General features: G+C 62.8%; 15 protein-coding genes and 1 riboswitch. Of the genes, 11 read left to right on the plus strand and 4 right to left on the minus strand.

Going from position 1 to position 19,411, the window contains the following annotated elements; all coding sequences use genetic code 11:
• Both fdhA and J3P73_RS33630 read right to left on the minus strand, forming a co-directional pair.
• A complete protein-coding gene (fdhA, locus tag J3P73_RS33625) occupies nt 1-1,191 on the minus strand; it encodes a formaldehyde dehydrogenase, glutathione-independent (protein WP_018070720.1) in 1,191 nt (396 codons plus the stop codon).
• 219 nt (nt 1,192-1,410) lie between these two features.
• Nucleotides 1,411-1,611, minus strand: a riboswitch (cobalamin riboswitch).
• A 140-nt stretch (nt 1,612-1,751) separates the two neighbouring features.
• Complete coding sequence (locus J3P73_RS33630; RefSeq protein ID WP_018070719.1) at nt 1,752-2,675, minus strand: DMT family transporter; 924 nt, start codon at nt 2,673-2,675, stop codon at nt 1,752-1,754.
• Between the two features lie 112 nt (nt 2,676-2,787).
• On the opposite strand from J3P73_RS33630, the gene J3P73_RS33635 reads away from it, so the two are divergent.
• Complete coding sequence (locus tag J3P73_RS33635) at nt 2,788-3,663, plus strand: LysR substrate-binding domain-containing protein (RefSeq protein WP_207580101.1); 876 nt, start codon at nt 2,788-2,790, stop codon at nt 3,661-3,663.
• Here the strand turns inward: J3P73_RS33635 and J3P73_RS33640 are convergent.
• On the minus strand, nt 3,638-4,663 hold the full coding sequence (locus J3P73_RS33640; protein ID WP_018070717.1) for a GlxA family transcriptional regulator: 1,026 nt from the start codon (nt 4,661-4,663) through the stop codon (nt 3,638-3,640). The two genes, J3P73_RS33635 and J3P73_RS33640, sit on opposite strands and share 26 nt — an antisense overlap.
• 73 nt (nt 4,664-4,736) lie before the next feature.
• Between J3P73_RS33640 and bcoG the strand changes: the two genes are divergently transcribed.
• The 10 genes from bcoG to J3P73_RS33690 all read left to right on the plus strand — a co-directional run bounded on the left by bcoG (nt 4,737) and on the right by J3P73_RS33690 (nt 18,468).
• Nucleotides 4,737-5,639, plus strand: a complete 903-nt coding sequence (gene bcoG / locus J3P73_RS33645) for a 3-dehydrocarnitine:acetyl-CoA trimethylamine transferase BcoG (protein WP_130774263.1) — start codon at nt 4,737-4,739, stop codon at nt 5,637-5,639.
• A 7-nt stretch (nt 5,640-5,646) separates the two neighbouring features.
• Nucleotides 5,647-7,137, plus strand: coding sequence for a carnitine 3-dehydrogenase (locus J3P73_RS33650; protein ID WP_130774264.1), 1,491 nt, complete (start codon nt 5,647-5,649; stop codon nt 7,135-7,137).
• Between the two features lie 10 nt (nt 7,138-7,147).
• Nucleotides 7,148-8,308, plus strand: a complete 1,161-nt coding sequence (locus tag J3P73_RS33655; protein WP_130774265.1) for an acyl-CoA dehydrogenase family protein — start codon at nt 7,148-7,150, stop codon at nt 8,306-8,308.
• A 4-nt stretch (nt 8,309-8,312) separates the two neighbouring features.
• Complete coding sequence (locus J3P73_RS33660; RefSeq protein ID WP_130774266.1) at nt 8,313-10,367, plus strand: acetate--CoA ligase family protein; 2,055 nt, start codon at nt 8,313-8,315, stop codon at nt 10,365-10,367.
• Nucleotides 10,368-10,373: 6 nt separating this feature from the next.
• The gene (locus J3P73_RS33665) at nt 10,374-11,156 is read left to right on the plus strand and encodes a carnitinyl-CoA dehydratase (protein ID WP_018070712.1); all 783 of its coding nucleotides are present in this window, start codon (nt 10,374-10,376) and stop codon (nt 11,154-11,156) included.
• Nucleotides 11,157-11,274: 118 nt separating this feature from the next.
• On the plus strand, nt 11,275-12,864 hold the full coding sequence (locus tag J3P73_RS33670) for an ABC transporter substrate-binding protein (protein WP_130774267.1): 1,590 nt from the start codon (nt 11,275-11,277) through the stop codon (nt 12,862-12,864).
• Nucleotides 12,865-12,960: 96 nt separating this feature from the next.
• Nucleotides 12,961-13,965, plus strand: coding sequence for an ABC transporter permease (locus tag J3P73_RS33675; RefSeq protein ID WP_018486105.1), 1,005 nt, complete (start codon nt 12,961-12,963; stop codon nt 13,963-13,965).
• Nucleotides 13,962-14,789: an ABC transporter permease gene (locus J3P73_RS33680; RefSeq protein ID WP_018070709.1), complete on the plus strand. Its 828-nt coding sequence runs from the start codon at nt 13,962-13,964 to the stop codon at nt 14,787-14,789. Before J3P73_RS33675 ends, J3P73_RS33680 begins: the two co-directional genes overlap by 4 nt.
• Entirely contained in the window at nt 14,782-16,413 is a 1,632-nt protein-coding gene (locus J3P73_RS33685) for an ABC transporter ATP-binding protein (protein WP_130774268.1), read from the plus strand. The genes J3P73_RS33680 and J3P73_RS33685 overlap by 8 nt, the downstream gene beginning before the upstream one ends.
• 51 nt (nt 16,414-16,464) lie before the next feature.
• The gene (locus J3P73_RS33690) at nt 16,465-18,468 is read left to right on the plus strand and encodes a CocE/NonD family hydrolase (RefSeq protein WP_130774269.1); all 2,004 of its coding nucleotides are present in this window, start codon (nt 16,465-16,467) and stop codon (nt 18,466-18,468) included.
• 3 nt (nt 18,469-18,471) lie between these two features.
• Here J3P73_RS33690 and J3P73_RS33695 read toward each other — a convergent pair whose 3' ends face one another.
• Nucleotides 18,472-19,383: an alpha/beta hydrolase gene (locus J3P73_RS33695; protein WP_130774270.1), complete on the minus strand. Its 912-nt coding sequence runs from the start codon at nt 19,381-19,383 to the stop codon at nt 18,472-18,474.
• Nucleotides 19,384-19,411 lie beyond the last annotated feature (28 nt).

The raw sequence follows: 19,411 nt of genomic DNA on the forward strand, positions 1-19,411 counted from the left end.
CTACGCGGCTTTCGCGACCTCTCCGTGCGGATCGAGGATATATTTTGTCGCTGCTCCATGGTCGAAGCTCTCATATCCAGCGGCGGCATCGTCGAGCGGGATGACCTTGGCGTTGACGATATCGGCAATCGGCAGCCGGTCGTGGAGGATCGCCTGCATGAGCTGGCGATTATATTTGATCACCGGTGTCTGGCCGGTGTGGAAGGACTGCGCCTTGGCCCATCCGAGGCCGAAGCGGAGCGACAGATTGCCGTGCTTGGCAGCGTTGTCGACAGCGCCCGGATCCTCGGTGACGTAGAGGCCGGGAATGCCGATCGAACCCGCGGCACGGGTAATCTCCATCATCTGATTGAGCACGATCGCCGGCTGTTCCCCGCCGGAATGGCCGCGTGCCTCGAAGCCGACCGCATCGATGGCGCTGTCCACCTCGTTGATGCCGACGACCTGCGCAATCATGTCGCCGAGACGGTCGCTCTTCGACAGGTCGATCGGCTCGAAACCGACCTTCGCCGCATGCGCCAGACGGTCCTTGTTGAAATCACCGATCATCACGACAGCGGCGCCGAGAATGCGAGCCGAAGCCGCAGCCGCAAGGCCGACGGGGCCGGCGCCTGCCACGTAGACGGTCGAGCCGACGCCAACGCCTGCCCGCACCGCGCCATGAAAGCCCGTGGGCAGAATGTCGGAGAGCATGGTGAGATCCCGGATCTTCGCCATTGCCTTGTCCCGATCGGGGATCTTCAGCAGGTTGAAATCTGCGTAGGGAATGGTGACATAGCGCGCCTGTCCGCCGATCCAGCCACCCATGTCGACATAACCGTAAGCGCCACCGGCGCGGGCCGGGTTTACCGTCAGGCAGACACCGGTATCCTGGGACTTGCAGCAGCGGCAGCGGCCGCAGGCGACATTGAAAGGCACCGAGACGATATCGCCGATTTCGAGCATCTCGACGTCGATGCCTTTCTCGATGATCTCGCCGGTGATTTCATGACCGAGGATGAGGCCCGGCATCGCTGTCGTGCGGCCGCGGACCATGTGCTGATCGGAGCCGCAGATATTGGTCGAGATCACCTTAAGGATCACGCCGTGTTCGATGCGGCGGCCGTCGGGCGCTTCCAGCTTCGGGTCGTCGATGTCGCGAACTTCGACCTTGCCCGGCCGGAGATAGACGACGCCTCTATTTTTGCTCATGGATTCCTCCCACTTGTTTGAAAGCCTCGATCTGCAACCGATGCAGTCGATGGCGACTTCCCTCCGGCCTGCCTCCTCTGCAGCCCGGTGTCGACAACACGAGGATACCGCCGCACCGGGCGATATTCGAATTTTCAAAACGGACAGATTGGATGCAGAAGTGAAGTGAACGCCACGGTTTTTGCCTGTCGTTCCGCTCGTGACCGTCTGCCGCAATCCGTCGATCTGCTGCGTAAGAGCTGGTTTCCGGCTCCAGAATCTCCTTCCGATCCATCTCGATATCTTTCCGGATGTCTATCCGGCGATTTCCTTGAGGATTTCAGTTCTTCTACCGCTGCGGGGCAGCGCCGGCGTCGGGCCGGCTTCCCAATGGTCCATTTCGCCAGTTTGCGAGATAGCGCCTTGAACAGTACAAACAAACCATGCCTGACGGAAAACAGCGATCAAGAAAACGACATGGGTGCAACTCAAAGACGACAGTCGCAAAGTCGCAATAGCGCTGCGTAGCGGAAATAATTGATCCCGCGAATACGGCGGTTTTCCGGTTCGTCCCGGAAGATTTAATCGCCGCCTAAAGACTTTAGGCGCGAGGGGCGCCGGCTGCGGTTGAAGTCGACGGCCGTGTGCCAGAGCACGGCGCCGAGGATGATCGCGCCGCCGAAAAAGGTGGCGACGGGCGGCTGTTCGGAAAACAGCAGCCACACCCAGAAGGGCGTGAGCACAATTTCCATCGTGCCGATCAGCGCCGCCTCGGCCGGCGGCATCCGCTTGGCCCCGGCAAGGAAGAGCACCAGCGCGAGAGAGAAATTGGTCGCACCGAAGGCGGCGAGAACGACCCAGTTGTGCAGGTCGAGCGAGCCGACTGAACCGAACGGGGCAAAGATGGCCAGCGTCAGGAAAGCGCTGACGACGGTCGGAGGCAGGCTCGGCACGCCGGGATTGATGCGCGGAATGATGATGACGAGCGCGAAGGACGCCGTCATGCCGAGCGCCAGCAGATCTCCCACACCAGTGCCGCCGCCGATCGACGAGGCGACGATGACCGCGACGCCGAAGAGCGAGATGCCGCCGGCAATCAACGTCCGCCTGGAGACCCTCTCCTTGAGGATGACCCAGCCGAGCATGGCCGCGATGAAGGGCGCGGTCGCATAGATCATCGTCACATTGGCGACGGTGGTCATGTAAAGCGCCCCGATGAAGCATACCTGACTGAAGGTCTGGCATGCGATCATGGCAAGACCTGTGGGATGGAAGACGGATCGCCATTGCCGCCGTGAGATGCCCCCTTCGAGGAAAAGGCAGGGGATCAGCAGGAACAGGCCACCGAACAATGATCGCCAGGCGATCGCCGTCCATACGTCGGTCGTCAGGAGTCGCGAATAGACGCCGCTCGCGCTCCAGGCAAGTGTCGCGGCAATGATGAGAAGCACACCCTTCTCGTGCTCGCTGCCTGCGAGGCGTCTGGCCGGATTTTCAATTGTCACGCAGATATTCTCAAAGAAGGAAGTCGAACGCGGCTTATTTGTGCGTCAAGAATTGACATCAGGCAAACGAATAGTAGAGATAGCTGTCATCGATTTTTTTAATGGCTTCCCCATGCACGAGCCGATTGAGAGCGACCTGCTCAGAACCTTCCTGGTCGTTGCCGAGACTTCCAATTTCTCCGCGGCCGCCCAGCGCATCGGGCGGACGCAATCGGCCGTCAGCAGCCAGATCAAGAGGCTCGAGGAGACGATCGGCGAGACTCTCTTCGAGCGGGGCGCCCGCGGCGTGCTGCTCACGCGCCCGGGCATACAGCTCGTGCCCTACGCCCGCCGGATCATCGATCTCTTAAGCGAGGCCGCCGCGACGATCCGCAGCAAGCCGCTGGATGGGCCTGTGCGCATCGGAATTCCCGAGGAATACAGCCAGACGGTGTTGCCGGCGGCGCTCGCGGTTTTCGCCGTTCGCCACCCGGCCGTCGAGGTTACCGTGTCCTGCGACTATACAGTCCGCAACCTCGCCGCCCTCGAGCGGGACGAACTCGATCTGGCCGTCGTTTTCGACTGGAGCGATGAGACCAAAGGCGAGGTCATCTGCATCGATCCGACAGTCTGGGTCACATCCATGGTCCATCGGTTGCACGACATCGATCCCCTGCCCATTGCGACCTATCGCAACTCCACCTGGTCACGTGATTATGCGCTCCGGTCGCTGGAGCAGATCGGCCGCAACTACCGGATCGCATTCATTGCCGATACGGGCTCTGGGCTGAAGAACGCCGTGATCGCAGGCCTTGCCGTCACAACGCTGTGCCGCAGCAACATTCCGCCCGGCTGCCGGGAGCTGACTGCCGAAGACGGTTTTCCGCCGGTCGATTCCTCCAAGGTCGTGCTCCGTCGGAGCACTTACCGTTCCAGCGAGGCTGTGCGCGAACTTGCCGATATGGTGCGGGAAGCGTTCCAGCCTATGCCGGCGCTTCCGATGGTGTGATGCGGCGGCGCAAACGCCGCCGGGTCTCCGACGGGCTCTCGGAAAAACTCGCCCGGTAGCTTCTCGCAAAGGCAGAGGCTGAGTTGAAGCCGGTCGCTGCCGCGATGTCGGCGAAGGAGGCTGTCGTCTCGATCACCTTGCGGCGCGCCGCGTTCAGGCGCAGCGCGAGATAATGCACATGCGGCGGCGCGCCGATGCTCTGCTGGAAGAGATCCTGCAGATGCCGGGCGCTGACGCCTACCCTGCGGGCCAGCCGCGCGAGGACCAGAGGCTGCTCGACATGCTCCTCCATCAGCCGCACCGCCTGCGTCACGCGGGGATCATGCAGGCGCAACCCCGCCGAGGCTGCGGAAAGCTGCTCGTCCGCATGGAAGGAGGGCTGCTCGTAACGGAACAGCCGGCTGACTTCGAGCGCCAGCGAATAACCCTGCCTTCGTCTTATCACCTCAAGCATCAGGTCCACGGTCGGAAGCGAACCGGAGGTCGTCAGCCGCTTGGCATCGATGACGAAACGATCCTTGACGGCCCGCACCTCGGGATAGGCGAGCGCAAAATCCTCGTAATCCTCCCAGTGAACGGTCGCCGGCAACCCGTCGAGCAGGCTTGCCTCGGCCAGCAGCCATGTGCCGGATTCGATGCCCGCAATCATCGTGCGGTAGCGAGCGGCCTGCGAGAGCTGCATCTTCAGCGCCGGTGTCGCGCTGCGGCGCCAGTTGTAACTCGCAAGCACGAAGAGCGGCGCTTCGTCCCTGGTCGCCTGGAAAACCCCGTTAGCGGGTATCGCGATATCGCTGGTGGTCGGAACCGGCGCTCCGTCCGGCGTGAGCAGCCGCCAGCGATAAAGCTCGCTGCCGGAGATGCGGTTGGCGCCGCGCAGCGGCTCGATGACCGACGCGATCAGGATCAGGTTCGCATCCGGCAGGATAAGAAGATCGATATCGAGCCGCTCCGTCGATCGTTCCAGCAAGGCCACCTCCTCGGATTTCCGATAATGTATCAATTACCTCCAAAAATGCAAAGCATCGCCGCCGATCCTGTCGCGTAATGCAGACAAGACGAGGGAGAACAAAAACATGCCTCTTGCCATGAACCGCGATGTTTTCATCACCTGCGCCGTTACCGGCGCCGGCGACACGGTGTCCAAATCCAGCCACGTGCCGATCACTCCCAAGCAGATCGCCGATTCCGCCATCGATGCGGCAAAGGCCGGTGCCGCCGTCGTTCACTGCCATGTTCGCGATCCGGAAACGGGCGCCGCCAGCCGCCGCAATGACCTTTACAAGGAAGTCACCGACCGCATCCGCTCGGCCGATGTCGACGTCGTTCTCAATCTCACCGCCGGCATGGGCGGGGATCTGATCTTCGGGGATGTCGAAAGCCCCCTTCCCCTTAACCCCAAGGGCACTGACATGGCCGGCGCCACCGAGCGCGTCAGCCATGTCGCCGAATGTCTGCCCGAAATCTGCACGCTCGATTGCGGCACGATGAACTTCAACCTCGGCGACTATGTCATGACCAACACGCCGGCCATGCTGCGGGCGATGGCGAAGAAGATGACGGATCTCGGCGTGCGGCCGGAGATCGAGGCCTTCGACACCGGCCATCTCTGGTTTGCCAAGCAGCTTGCCGAGGAAGGCCTGATCGAAGATCCGGTGTTGATCCAGCTCTGTATGGGCATTCCATGGGGTGCGCCCGACGATCTCAATACCTTCATGGCGATGGTCAACAACGTGCCTCAGAGCTGGACTTTTTCGGCCTTTTCGATCGGCCGCAATGCCATGGCCTATCCAGCGGCAGCCGTTCTGGCGGGCGGCAACGTGCGCGTCGGCCTGGAGGATAACCTCTTTGTCGGCAAGGGCCAGCTCGCCACCAATGCTGAGCTCGTCGAAAAGGCTGTGCAGGTGGTCGAAGGCATGGGCGCCCGGATCATCGGTCCGGAAGACGTCCGCAAGAAACTCAAACTGACGAAGCGCTGAGGACGGCATGACAGGGATCAACAAGGCGGCATGCATCGGCGGCGGCGTCATCGGCGGCGGATGGATCGCGCGTTTCCTGCTGGCCGGGATCGACGTTGATGTGTTCGACCCGCATCCGGAGGCGAGCCGCATCGTCGGCGAAGTGATCGCCAATGCCGAAAAAGCCTATGCCATGCTGACCGGCGCACCCCTGCCGCCGCGCGGCAGGCTGACCTTCTGCGAGACGCTGGAAGAGGCTGTTGCCGGCGCCGACTGGGTTCAGGAAAGCGTGCCCGAAAGGCTCGACCTCAAGCGCGGTGTGCTGAACGAGATCGACGCCGTGGCACGACCGGACGCCCTGATCGGCTCTTCGACGTCAGGCCTGCTGCCGACCGATCTGCAGCGCGACATGAAGCATCCGGAACGCCTCTTCGTCGCCCATCCCTACAATCCCGTCTATCTGCTGCCGCTCGTCGAAATCGTCGGTGGCGAGAAGACCTCGGCGGCGACCATCAAGGCAGCGATGGAACGCTTGCCGCCGATCGGCATGAAAGGCGTCCACATCGCCAAGGAGATCGAGGCTTTCGTCGGCGACCGGCTGCTCGAAGCGCTCTGGCGCGAGGCCCTGTGGCTGATCCACGACGATATCTGCACCGTCGAGACGCTTGATGACGTCATCCGCTACTCTTTCGGCCTGCGATGGGCGCAGATGGGCCTGTTCCAGACCTACCGCATCGCCGGCGGCGAGGCCGGCATGCGCCACTTCCTCGCCCAGTTCGGCCCCTGCCTTGCCTGGCCCTGGACCAAGCTCACCGATGTCGTCGATCTCGACGATGCGCTGATCGAAAAGATCGGCCAGCAATCCGACGAACAGGCGGCCGGCCTGTCGATCCGTGAACTCGAACGCATCCGCGATGAAAACCTCGTCGGCATCCTGCAGGCCCTCAAGGGCGGCGATGGCGGCAAGGGCTGGGGCGCCGGCAAGCTGCTGAAGGACTTCGAGCAATCGCTCTGGGTACAAGGCGGCGGGACGACGACGTCTTGCGACCCGTCGAAGCCGCTGAGGCTCGTCGAGACGAAAGTCAGCCCTGCCTGGGTCGACTATAACGGCCATATGACCGAACACCGCTACCTGCAGGTTTTCGGCGATACCTCAGATGCGCTGCTGCGCCTCGTCGGCGTCGACGTCGCCTATGTCGAGGCGGGACACAGCTACTACACGGTGGAAACCCACATCCGCCATCTCGGCGAGGCGAAGCTCGGGCAGGCGATTCATTCGACCTGCCGGATCCTCTCCGTCGACGACAAGCGGCTGCATGTCTTCCACACGCTTCACGATACGGCGACGGGCGAGGCCATTGCCACCGCCGAGCACATGTTGCTGCATGTCGACAGCAAGGCCGGTAAGGCCACGCCGGCGCCGGCCGTCATTCTCGACAAGGTCAAGGCGATCGCCGAAGCGCATGCGAATTTGGCTGCGCCTGAAGGCCTCGGCCGTCACGTCGGCCAGAAGCGGTAGGAGGATCGGCATGGATTTCGGACTGAGCGAAGAACAGGAAATGATCGTCGAGACGGTCCGCGCCTTCGTCGAAACCGAAATCTATCCGCACGAAAACGAGGTCGAGCGCAGCGGCATCGTGCCGCCGGAGCTCGGAGACGAGATCCGTCGCAAATGCATCGATCTTGGCTTTTACGCCTGCAATTTCCCGGAAGAAGTCGGCGGCGCCGGTCTCGACCATGTCACTTTCACCCTGGTCGAGCGGGAGCTCGGGCGCGGCTCCCTCGGGCTGACGGTTTTCTTCGGCCGGCCCTCCGGCATCCTGATGGCCTGCGAGGGCGAGCAGCGAGAGCGCTACCTCCTGCCCGCAGTGCGCGGCGAGAAGATCGACGCGCTTGCCATCACCGAGCCGGACGCCGGTTCGGATATGCGCGGCATGAAATGCGCCGCCCGCCGCGACGGTGGCGATTTCGTGGTCAACGGTACGAAACACTTCATCTCCCATGCCGATGTCGCCGATTTCGTCATCGTCTTTGCAGCAACGGGCGAGGAGGAAACACCGAAAGGCATCAAGAAGAAGATCACCGCCTTCCTGGTGGATCGTGGCACGCCGGGCTTCGAAATCCTCAAGGGCTATGATTCCGTTTCGCATCGCGGCTACCACAACTCAACGCTCAACTTCACCGATTGCCGGATTCCCGAAGCCCAGGTGCTGGGCGAGGTGCATCGCGGCTTCGATATCGCCAATCAATGGCTCTACGGCACGCGGCTGACGGTGGCCGCCACCTGCGTCGGCCGGGCGCGGCGCGTCTTCGACCTGGCTTTGCCCTACGCCGCCGAGCGCAAGCAGTTCGGCAAGCCGATCGGCGCCAATCAGGGCGTGTCGTTCAAGCTCGCCGACATGATCACGGAGATCGACGCGGCCGACTGGCTGACCCTTGCCGCCGCCTGGCAGGTCGATGCCGGCCGCCCCGCAGACCGGCAGATCGCCTCGGCCAAGCTCTATGCCTCGGAAATGCTGGCCCGCGTGACGGACGAGGCGATCCAGATCTTCGGCGGCATGGGACTGATGGACGACCTGCCGCTCGCCCGCTTCTGGCGTGATGCGCGCGTCGAACGCATCTGGGACGGCACTTCCGAAATCCAGCGGCATATCATCAGCCGCGACCTGCTTCGACCGCTGGGAGCATAAGCCGATGACGCCGCGCCCGCTCGACCGCCTGCTCAGACCGCAAACGATCGCCGTCTTCGGCGGCCGCGAGGCGCGCAGGGTGATCGAGCAATGCGACCGTATGGGCTTTGCCGGCGAGATCTGGCCCGTCCATCCCAAACTCGACGAGGTGCTCGGGCGGCCCTGTTATGGCTCCGTATCCGATTTGCCTTCGGTGCCGGACGCCGCCTTCGTCGGCGTCAACAGGACGCTGACCGTCGAGATCGTCCGCAGCCTTTCTGAGGCCGGTGCCGGCGGGGCGGTCTGTTATGCATCGGGTTTCAGCGAGGCGACGGCGGAACTCAGCGACGGCGCCGAGCTGCAGCAGGCCTTGCTGGACGCAGCCGGCGACATGCCGATCCTCGGGCCGAACTGCTACGGGCTGATCAACGGTCTCGATGGCGCGCTGCTCTGGCCCGATCAGCATGGCATGCAGCGTATCGAACGTGGCGTCGCGATCCTTACGCAGTCCTCCAATATCGCTATCAACCTGACCATGCAGACCCGCGGCGTGCCGATCGCCTATGTCGTCACCGCCGGCAACCAGGCGCAGACATCGCTTGCCGATGTCGCCTGCGCACTGATCGACGACCCGCGCGTCACGGCGGTCGGCCTTCATGTCGAAGGTTTCGGCGATCTCTCTGCACTCGAACGCCTGGCCACCATGGCCCGGCGGTCGAGGAAGCCCGTCGTCGTGCTGAAGGTCGGCAGATCCGAGCAGGCAAAACGCGCGGCGGTTTCGCATACCGCCTCGCTCGCCGGCGGCGATGCCGTCGCAGACGCGGTGCTCGCCCGCCTCGGCCTTGGCCGTGTCCAGACCTTGCCGGCGCTGCTCGAAACCCTGAAGCTGCTGCATGTCGCCGGCCCGCTCGCAAGCCATTCGATCTCGTCGATGAGCTGTTCCGGTGGGGAGGCTTCGCTGATGGCGGATGCCGCCGTCGGTCGCAACGTGGAATTCCCGGCGCTGCAGCCACAACAGTTACCCCGTCTGCGGCGGGTCCTCGGCGAGATGGTGACGCTGTCCAATCCGCTCGATTACCACACATTCGTGTGGGGTGATCTTGCACGCCAGACCGAAGCCTTCCGCGCCATGTTCGAGGGCGGCTATTCCCTCAATCTCGTCGTCCTCGACTTCCCCCGCGGTGACCGTTGCGATGCGTCCGAATGGGCGATGACGGCAGACGCGGTCATGACGGCCGCTGCAGCAACCGGTGCGCTGGCCGGCCTTCTGGCAACCCTTCCGGAAAACATGCCGGAGCCCATCGCCGATCGGCTGATGGCAAATGGCATCATCGCCTTCTGCGGTATCGACGAGACCATCACGGCAGCGGAAGTTGCCGCCGGCATCGGCCAGGCGTGGGATCGCCCGCCTCCCCTGGCGCTGCTCGATGTGTCCTTTATGGATGGCGAGATCGAGACGTTGACGGAAGCCGATGCGAAGGCAGAGCTTGCCGCCTTCGGCCTTCCGATTCCGCGAGGGCTGTTGGCCTCCTCTCCCGGTCAAGCGGCCGAGCAGGCTGAGCGGCTCGGCTTTCCCGTCGTGCTGAAAGCGCTCGGCATTGCACACAAGACCGAGGCCGGAGCCGTCGCACTCAACCTAAAGGATACTCAGGCGGTGTCGAATGCGGCGGCGGCAATGCCGCCGAATGCCGGTTATCTCGTCGAGGAAATGGTTGATCCGCCGGTTGCCGAGCTCATTGTCGGCGCCATCCGCGACCCTGTCTTCGGATTGTCGCTCACGCTTGGAGCCGGCGGAATCTTCGTTGAATTGCTTGAAGATTCCATCATCCTGCCCCTTCCGGCGACGAAAACTGACATTCACGCAGCGATTTCGCGTCTCAAACTTGCAAAACTGATCTATGGCTATCGCGGGCGGCCAAAAGGCGACCTCGAAGCCACTGTCGGTGCTGTCTCAGCAGCGGCAGATTATGTCGTAAGGAACGCGGCATGCCTGGAGGAACTGGACATTAATCCGTTGATGGTTCTTCCCGAAGGGCTTGGCGTTGCCGCAGTCGATGCTCTGATACGGCGGAGGAGGTAGCATAGGTTGAGCGACCACATTCGCACACGACATGACGGCGGAGTACTCGAAGTCGTCATCGACCGGCCGAAGGCGAATGCCATCGACCTTGCGACCAGCCGCGCCCTGGGGTTGATATTCCGAGATTTCCGCGACGATCCGGCATTGCGTGTCGCCATCGTCTCGGGCGCCGGCGAGAAATTTTTCTGTGCCGGCTGGGATCTCAAGGCGGCGGCATCAGGCGATGCGGTCGACGGAGATTACGGCGTCGGCGGCTTCGGTGGGCTGCAGGAACTGCGCGACCTCAACAAGCCGGTCATCTCAGCGATCAACGGTATCTGTTGCGGCGGCGGTCTGGAGATCGCGCTGTCGACCGACCTGATCCTCGCCGCCGAACATGCAACCTTTGCTCTGCCGGAAATCCGCTCGGGCACGGTTGCCGATGCGGCTTCCATCAAGTTGCCGAAACGCATCCCCTACCACATCGCCATGGACATGCTTTTGACCGGGCGCTGGCTCGACGTCCACGAGGCGCATCGCTGGGGCTTCGTCAACGAGGTCCTGCCGGCCGAGCGGCTGATGGAGAGAGCATGGGAGCTTGCCCGGCTGCTCGAGAGCGGGCCGCCGCTCGTCTATGCGGCCATCAAGGAAATCGTGCGCGAAGCGGAGGGTTCGACGTTCCAGACTGCCATGAACAAGGTCACCAAGCGGCAGTTTGCGACGGTCGACAGGCTCTATTCGAGCGAGGACCAATTGGAAGGCGCACGGGCCTTTGCCGAGAAGCGAAGCCCCATTTGGAAAGGAAAGTAACCAGGCGGCAGCAACCGCACTGTTTTCCCGCATGATGCGGGCACCGGAGGTGGAGAGGAAACCGCCTGCGGACCTGCCCGGAAGTTCTGTCAACGCACCACAAAGAAGGAACTGGGGAATGAACGACTATACGAAATATCTCACAAGCCGCGTCACCGCCGGCGGGCTCAGCCGCCGCGAATTCATGGGACGCGCCATGGCGGCGGGCATCACACTTGCCGTCGCCGACAAGCTCTTTACCGAAAGTGCGCAAGCCGCCGAACCGAAGCGCGGCGGCCACCTGAAGCTCGGCCTCGAAGGTGGTGCAGCCACCGATTCCAACGATCCGGCAAAATTCCTGTCGCAGGTGATGTTCTGCATCGGCCGCTGCTGGGGGGACATGCTGGTCGAGTCCGATCCGCTGACGGGTGCTGCCGTGCCGGCGCTCGCCGAATCCTGGGAGCCGTCAAAGGACGCGGCGACCTGGACCTTCAAGATCCGCAAGGGCGTCAAGTTCCACAATGGCAAGGAACTGACGATCGACGACGTTGTTGCGACGCTGAAGCGTCATACCGATGCGAAGTCGGAATCCGGCGCGCTCGGTGTTCTCGGCTCGATCAAGGAGATCAAGGCCGACGGCGGCAATCTCGTCTTGACGCTCAGCGAAGGCAATGCCGACATGCCGCTGCTGCTGTCGGACTACCATCTGGTCATCCAGCCGAACGGCGGCGTCGATGATCCGCTGGCGTCGATCGGCACCGGCCCCTACAAGATGACGAGCTTCGAGCCCGGCGTCCGCGCCACCTTTGAAAGGAACAAGGACGACTGGCGCACCGACCGAGGTTATGTCGATTCGATCGAAATCATCGGCATGAATGATGCGACCGCCCGCATCGCCGCACTTTCGTCCGGCCAGGTGCACTACATCAACCGCGTTGACCCGAAGACCGTCAATCTGCTGAAGCGTGCCCCGAACGTCGAGATTCTCTCGACTGCCGGTCGCGGTCACTATGTCTTCATCATGCATTGCGACAAAGCGCCGTTCGACAATAACGACCTGCGCCTGGCCCTCAAATACGCCATGGACCGCGAGACCATGGTGCAGAAGATCCTGGGCGGCTACGGCAAGGTCGGCAACGATTTCCCGATCAACAACACCTATGCACTGTTCCCCGAAGGCATCGAGCAGCGCACCTACGATCCCGACAAGGCTGCCTTCCACTTCAAGAAATCGGGCCATAGCGGCTCGGTCCTCCTGCGCACTTCCGAAGTCGCCTTCCCCGGCGCCGTCGATGCGGCCGTCCTCTATCAGGAAAGCTGCAAGAAGGCCGGGATCGAGATCGAGGTCAAGCGTGAACCGGGCGACGGCTACTGGACCAACGTCTGGAACGTCCAGCCCTTCTCGACCTCCTACTGGGGTGGTCGCCCGACGCAGGACCAGATGTATTCCACAGCCTATCTCTCGACGGCGGACTGGAACGACACCAAGTTCAAGCGTCCTGACTTCGACAAGCTGCTGCTGCAGGCCCGCTCCGAGCTTGATGAAGCCAAGCGCAAGGACATGTATCGCACCATGGCGATGACGGTGCGTGACGAGGGCGGGGTGATCCTGCCGATGTTCAACGACTTCGTGAACGCCTCCACCAAGCAGGTGAAGGGTTATGTCCACGACATCGGCAACGACATGTCGAACGGCTACGTCGCGACCCGCGTCTGGCTGGACGCCTGATGGCAAGGGGCGTATGCCCCTCCGATCTCTAACGAAGCCGGGACCGTGGGATGAAAACCCGCGGTCCTCCCGACGTTTTAGCGCGAGGTCCTCGCCATGACCAATCCTGCCCCAAGCATCTTGCCCGGCCTCAGGTTCCGGCAGCGTTTTCCGCTGCTTGCCCTCATCCTCGAGCGCTTCGTGCTCAGCCTCGTCCTGCTTTTTGCCGTCTCCATCCTGATCTTCGGCGGCCTGGAAGCTTTGCCCGGCGATTTTGCCACCACCTATCTCGGCCAGTCGGCGACGCCGCAGGCCGTCGCCAATATTCGCCAGGACCTCGGACTGAACCGCCCGATCACCACGCGCTACGTCGAGTGGCTCGGCAACGCCGTCCAGGGTGACTTCGGCACCTCCTGGGCCAGCAAGAATTCGGTGAGCGAACAGATCGGCAAGCGCCTCGGCAATTCGCTGTTCCTGGCGGGTTTCGCAGCGGTGATATCCGTGCCGCTCGCGGTCGGCCTCGGCATGCTGTCGGTGCATTTCCGTAACCGCCTGCCGGATAAGATCATCAACGTGATTTCGCTTGCGGCGATCTCGCTGCCGGAATTCTTCATCGGCTACCTGTTGATCCTGTTCTTCGCGGTGAACCTTGGCATGGCGACCTTTCCGGCGACCGTCTATGACAGTATGAGTTTCGTCGAGCGGTTGAAGGCGATCGCGCTGCCGACGGCGACCCTCGTGCTCGTCGTCCTCGCGCATATGATGCGCATGACGCGGGCGGCAATCCTCTCCGTCATGTCCTCCGCTTACATGGAGACCGCAGAGCTGAAGGGCCTCAGCGCCTTCCGCGCGATCGTCAAGCATGCCGCACCCAATGCGCTGGCGCCGATCATCAATGTCATCGCGCTGAACCTTGCCTATCTCGTGGTCGGCGTCGTCGTTGTCGAAGTGGTCTTCGTCTATCCCGGCATGGGGCAATATATGGTCGATGCGGTCACCGTGCGCGACATGCCGGTCGTGCAGGCCTGCGGCCTGATCTTCGCCGCCGTCTACATCTTCCTCAATATGACGGCCGATATCCTCGCGATTATCGCCAATCCCCGCCTGAGGCATCCGCGATGAGATTGAGAGACATCCCCATCACCGCCTGGATCGGCATGGCCGGTATCGCCATCGCCTTCATCTTCGCAATCTTCGCACCCTGGCTCGCCCCCTATGGCGAGACGCAGGTCGTCGGCGACGTCTGGCAGCTGCCGGATAATCAATATATCTTCGGTCTCGACAATCTCGGTCGCGATATCTTCTCGCGCCTGATCTACGGCGCGCGCACGACGCTGACGGTCGCATCCGCCGCCACCATCATCTCCTTCTCGCTCGGCATCATCCTCAGCTTCACCGCCGCTGTCTCGCGCGGCGTTATCGACACCGTCCTGTCACGCTTCAATGATCTGATGATGTCGATCCCGACGCTGATCTTCGCGCTCGTCGTTCTTGCGGTGCTGCCGCAAAACATCGTCGTGCTGATCCTTGTCATGGCGATCCTCGACTCCACTCGCGTCTATCGTCTCGGCCGTGCGGTGGCGCTTGATGTCGCCGTGATGGAATTCGTCGAGGCGGCGACGCTGCGCGGCGAAGGCAAGCTCTGGATCATCTTCCGCGAGATCCTGCCGAACACGCTGTCGCCGCTGCTGGCAGAGTTCGGGCTGCGCTTCGCCTTCTCGATCCTGTTCCTGTCGACGCTCTCCTTCCTCGGCCTCGGCATTCAGCCGCCGGCAGCCGATTGGGGCGGCATGGTCAAGGACAACAAGGACGGCATCATCTTCGGCATCTCGGCAGCGCTGGTGCCGGGCACGGCGATTGCCGTCCTGGCCGTCTGCGTCAACCTCGTCGTCGACTGGCTTTTGAAACGCACATCCAGCCTCAAGGGAGGGCGCGGCGATGCCTGAGCTTCTTTCCGTTCGCAATCTGAAGATCGAAGCAACCAGCTATCCGCCGGGCGAACCGCCCAAGCGGGTCACGATCGTCGACGGCGTTTCCTTCGACCTCAAGAAGGGCAAGGTTCTCGGCCTGATCGGGGAATCGGGCGCCGGCAAATCGACGATCGGTCTCTCCGCACTCGCCTATGGCCGGGGCGGCGCCGAAATCACCGGCGGCGAGGTCTTGCTCGACGGCGACAATATCCTCGCGCTCCGCAAGAACGGCATCCGCCAGATCCGCGGCGCGCGGGTCTGCTATGTCGCGCAGTCGGCAGCCGCTGCCTTCAATCCGGCGCATCGGCTCGGCGATCAGGTGATCGAAGCTTCGGTCAAACATGGATTGATGACCAAGGACAAGGCGCGTGCGCGAGCGCTTTATCTGTTCGGGGTTCTCGGCCTGCCCAATCCCGAAACCTTCGGCGAGCGTTTTCCCCACCAGGTCTCCGGCGGCCAGCTGCAGCGGGCGATGACGGCGATGGCGCTCTGCTCCAACCCCGAACTCATCGTTTTCGACGAGCCGACCACGGCGCTCGACGTCACGACGCAGATCGACGTACTGGCGGCGATCAAGCATGCCATCGAAGAAACGCACACGGCGGCCCTCTATATCACCCATGACCTTGCCGTCGTCGCCCAGATCTCGGACGACATCATGGTCCTGCGTTATGGCAAGCAGGTCGAATATGGCAGCGTCCAGCAGATCATCGAGGCGCCGCGGGAGGATTATACCCGCGCCCTCGTCAATGTCAGGCAGGCCTATCGCGAGGAGGCCGCCGATCAGTCTGCAGCACTTCTCAAGGTGGAAAATGTCAGTGCCGAATATTCCAACGGTTTCAAGGTGCTGCACGATGTCACGTTGCATGTGCCGAGGGGGCAGACGCTTGCGGTCGTCGGTGAATCCGGTTCGGGCAAATCGACGCTAGCGCGCGTCATTACCGGCCTCTTGCCGCCGAGCAGCGGGCGCGTCGTCTTTGACGGCAAACCGCTGATGCCGGGTCTCAAGAGCCGGCCGAACGACGATCTGAGGCGCATCCAGCTGATCTACCAGATGGCCGATACCGCGATGAACCCGCGCCAGACGGTCCGCGACATCATCGGCCGGCCGCTCACCTTCTATTATGGCCTGAGGGGTGCTGAGAAGACGGCAAGGGTGAAGGAGTTGCTCGACCAGATCGAGATGGGCAAGGGCTTCGTCGATCGCTACCCGGCCGAACTTTCCGGCGGCCAGAAGCAGCGGGTGGCGATCGCAAGAGCGCTTGCCGCCAAGCCCGAACTCATCCTCTGCGACGAGCCGACCTCGGCGCTCGACCCGCTGGTGGCGGAGGGTATCCTCAAGCTGCTTCTGCGCCTGCAGGAGGAAGAACAGCTGTCCTATGTCTTCATCACCCACGACATCGCCATCGTCCGGGCGATTGCCGACAGCGTGTCGGTGATGCATCGCGGCAAGCTGGTACGGTTCGGTCCGAAATCGACTGCGCTATCGCCGCCCTTTGACGACTACACCGATCTGCTATTGAAATCCGTGCCGGAAATGGAAATCGGCTGGCTGGAACGGGTGCTTGCCACGCGGCGCATGGAGAGCGCCGGTAACTGACTTGACGAGGGCCGAACCCTCGTCTCATGGAATATGCATCAAGGAATGAGCATGACCTCGCGCGGCTTCACCACCATCGAGAATGAATGGATTATACTGAAGGATGGGACGCGGCTTGCCGCGCGCATCTGGATGCCGGATGGTGCGGAGAAAGATCCCGTTCCCGCCGTCTTCGAATTCCTGCCCTATCGCAAGCGGGATGGAACCAGCCTCAGGGATGAGTCGACCTACCCGGTATTCGCGGCCGCAGGCATTGCCGGCGTGCGCGTCGACATCCGCGGATCCGGAGAATCCGGCGGCGTCATCGACGGCGAATATACCGAATGCGAGCTTGCCAATGCCTGCGAGCTGATCGCCTGGATTGCCGCGCAGCCATGGTCGAACGGCTCGATCGGCATGATGGGCATCTCCTGGGGCGGCTTCAACAGCCTGCAGGTCGCAGCATTGCGCCCGCCCGCGCTGAAGGCCGTCATCTCGATCGCCTCGACCGTCGACCGCTACAATGACGACATTCACTACAAGAACGGCTGCCATCTCTCCGCCCAGCTCTCATGGGCGGCAACGATGCTCGGCTACCAGTCGCGGCCGCCCGACCCGGCGCTTGTCGGCGAGCGCTGGAAGGAAATGTGGCTGGAACGTCTGGCGGGCGAACCCTTCTTCATGGAGGAGTGGCTGGCCCATCAGCGGCGCGACGATTTCTGGCGTCACGGCTCGATCTCAGAGGATTTTTCGAGCGTGCAGATCCCGACGCTGGTGATCGCCGGCTGGGCGGACGGCTACCGCAATACGCCGCTGATGGCAGTTGAAGGCCTGGGCAAAAAAGCCAAGGCGCTGATCGGCCCCTGGGTCCACAAATATCCGCACTTTGCCTGGCCGAAGCCGCGCACCGATTTCCATGGCGAAGCGATCGCCTGGTGGAACAGATGGCTGCGGGGCGAGGATAATGGGATCGACAGCTTGCCGCAGGCCCGCGCCTATATTCTCGATGCCATCCGCCCTGCCCCGCGACGTGACAGCGATCCGGGTTTTTGGGTCGCCAAGGACGTCTGGTCGATGCCGCAGATGCAGTGCTTCTATGTCGAGCAATTCGGCAAGCTGACGGAAGGCATGCCGATCCCGCATGCGCCAGAGCATCCCGTCTATCTCCGCTCTCCGCTCGATACCGGGACGGCATCCGGTGAATATTTCACGCTGAAGCCCGACGCCGAAATGGCGGTCGATCAGCGCTTGGACGATGCCGGCTCGCTGGTCTTCGATACGATGCCGCTTGCTGGCGATTACGACTATCTCGGCAGGCCCGTGCTGACGCTTGCGCTACGCTCCCGGGCAACCGGTGGGAACCTCTGTGCCCGGCTCGTCGATGTCCATCCGGACGGCACGGCAACGCGTGTCGCCTTCGGCGTCGTCAATCTTACCCACCGGGACGGCAATGCAGATCCCAAGCCGCTGATGCCAGGCGAGAGGGTGTCGATCCGGCTGGTGCTCGATGCCTGCGGTTATCGCTTCCGCAAGGGGCATCGCATCCGCCTTTCGCTTTCTACCGCCTATTGGCCGATGATCCTGCCGCCGCCTGATGACGAGGGCATCGAGGTCGATATCGCCGCACTCGGCCTGGGGCTGCCGATGCTCGGCGAGCACCAGCGGATCGACATCAAGGAACCGGCCAATCCCGATCCCCTGCCGAAATACATCGAGCATGCGGGCGCCGCAACGAAGCGGCAGGTCGTCCGCGATCTCTCGGCCAGTCGGACCGAGTATCACATCCACGAGGATACCGGGCTCACCGAACACCCTGAGACCGGCCTCTCGACCCGGCAATTGCGGGAGGAAGTCTGGTCGATTTCACCGGATGATCCCCTGTCGATGACCGGGACGTCGACCTGGACCTGCGACATGCGCCGCCCCGGCTGGTTCGTGCGAACGGTCGCGACCGCACGGATTGCCTGCACCCGGACCGACTGGGTTATCAGCGCTGTCGTCACCGCCTTCGAGGACGATGTTCAGGTCTTCGAAAAGGTCTTTGCGGAAAAGCGGATCGCGCGCGACCTGATGTGACCATCAGGCCGCCGCAAAACGCCTTGTGGCCTCGCAGACGGCGCGGAAGCCGTCGCGAGCGCCATCGCTCATGTGGCGGGCGCGCAGCCAGGCATGCACCATCTGCGGCTCCTCCCGGAACCAGACTTCGACGCCCTCCGCGGTGAGCCGGGCGGCATAGTGCCGGCCGTCGTCCCGGAGCGGATCGAAATGCGCGACCGTGATGAAGGCCGGCGGCAGCCCGGCAAGCGAAGCTGCATGCAGCGGCTCGGCGATCCCATTGCCTGCCGGCGCCTGCAGGATTTCGCGATAATAGGTGACATCCGCCGTCGTCAGGCCCGGCGCCGCGGCCATTTCGACGTAAGAGCCTGCGGCAAGGTCACCGCCCAGCGCCGGATAGATCAGGACCTGGCCGATGACGCCGGACAGGCCCTCGGCGCGCGCCCGCAAGGCGAGGCCCGCCGCCAGATTGGCCCCGGCGCTGTCGCCGATCAGCACGACCTTGCTGTTGGCGGAAAGCAGATGCTTCAACACGGTAAAGCCGTCATCCGTCTGCGCCGGCCAGCGATATTCAGGGGCCAGCCGGTAATCGACCGAAACGAGTTCCGCACCGGCAAAGTCGGCAATCTCGGCGCAGATGGCATGATGGCTCTCGAGCGAACCGACAACGAAGCCGCCGCCGTGAAGGTAGAGCAGAATGGTCCGCGTGCTGATTTTGCGCGGACGGTAACGCCGGATCGGGATGCGCTGGAGCATGCCGTCCGCAAAGATCATCTCCGGGGGCAGTGGGCGGTCAAAGCGCGCACAAAGAGCGTCGTACCAATCTCGCTGCTGCTCGATCGACGCTTCAACAGCGTCTGGCGGATAGAAGGCATCGCAAATCGCCAGAAACTGCAGGATGCCCCTTTCGGTGGGGACAGGCGGTTGAGCGGACATGGAGGTCCTTTCGCGATTTGGGACGATG

This window comes from Rhizobium ruizarguesonis (genome assembly GCF_017357285.1).
Lineage (GTDB): Bacteria > Pseudomonadota > Alphaproteobacteria > Rhizobiales > Rhizobiaceae > Rhizobium > Rhizobium ruizarguesonis.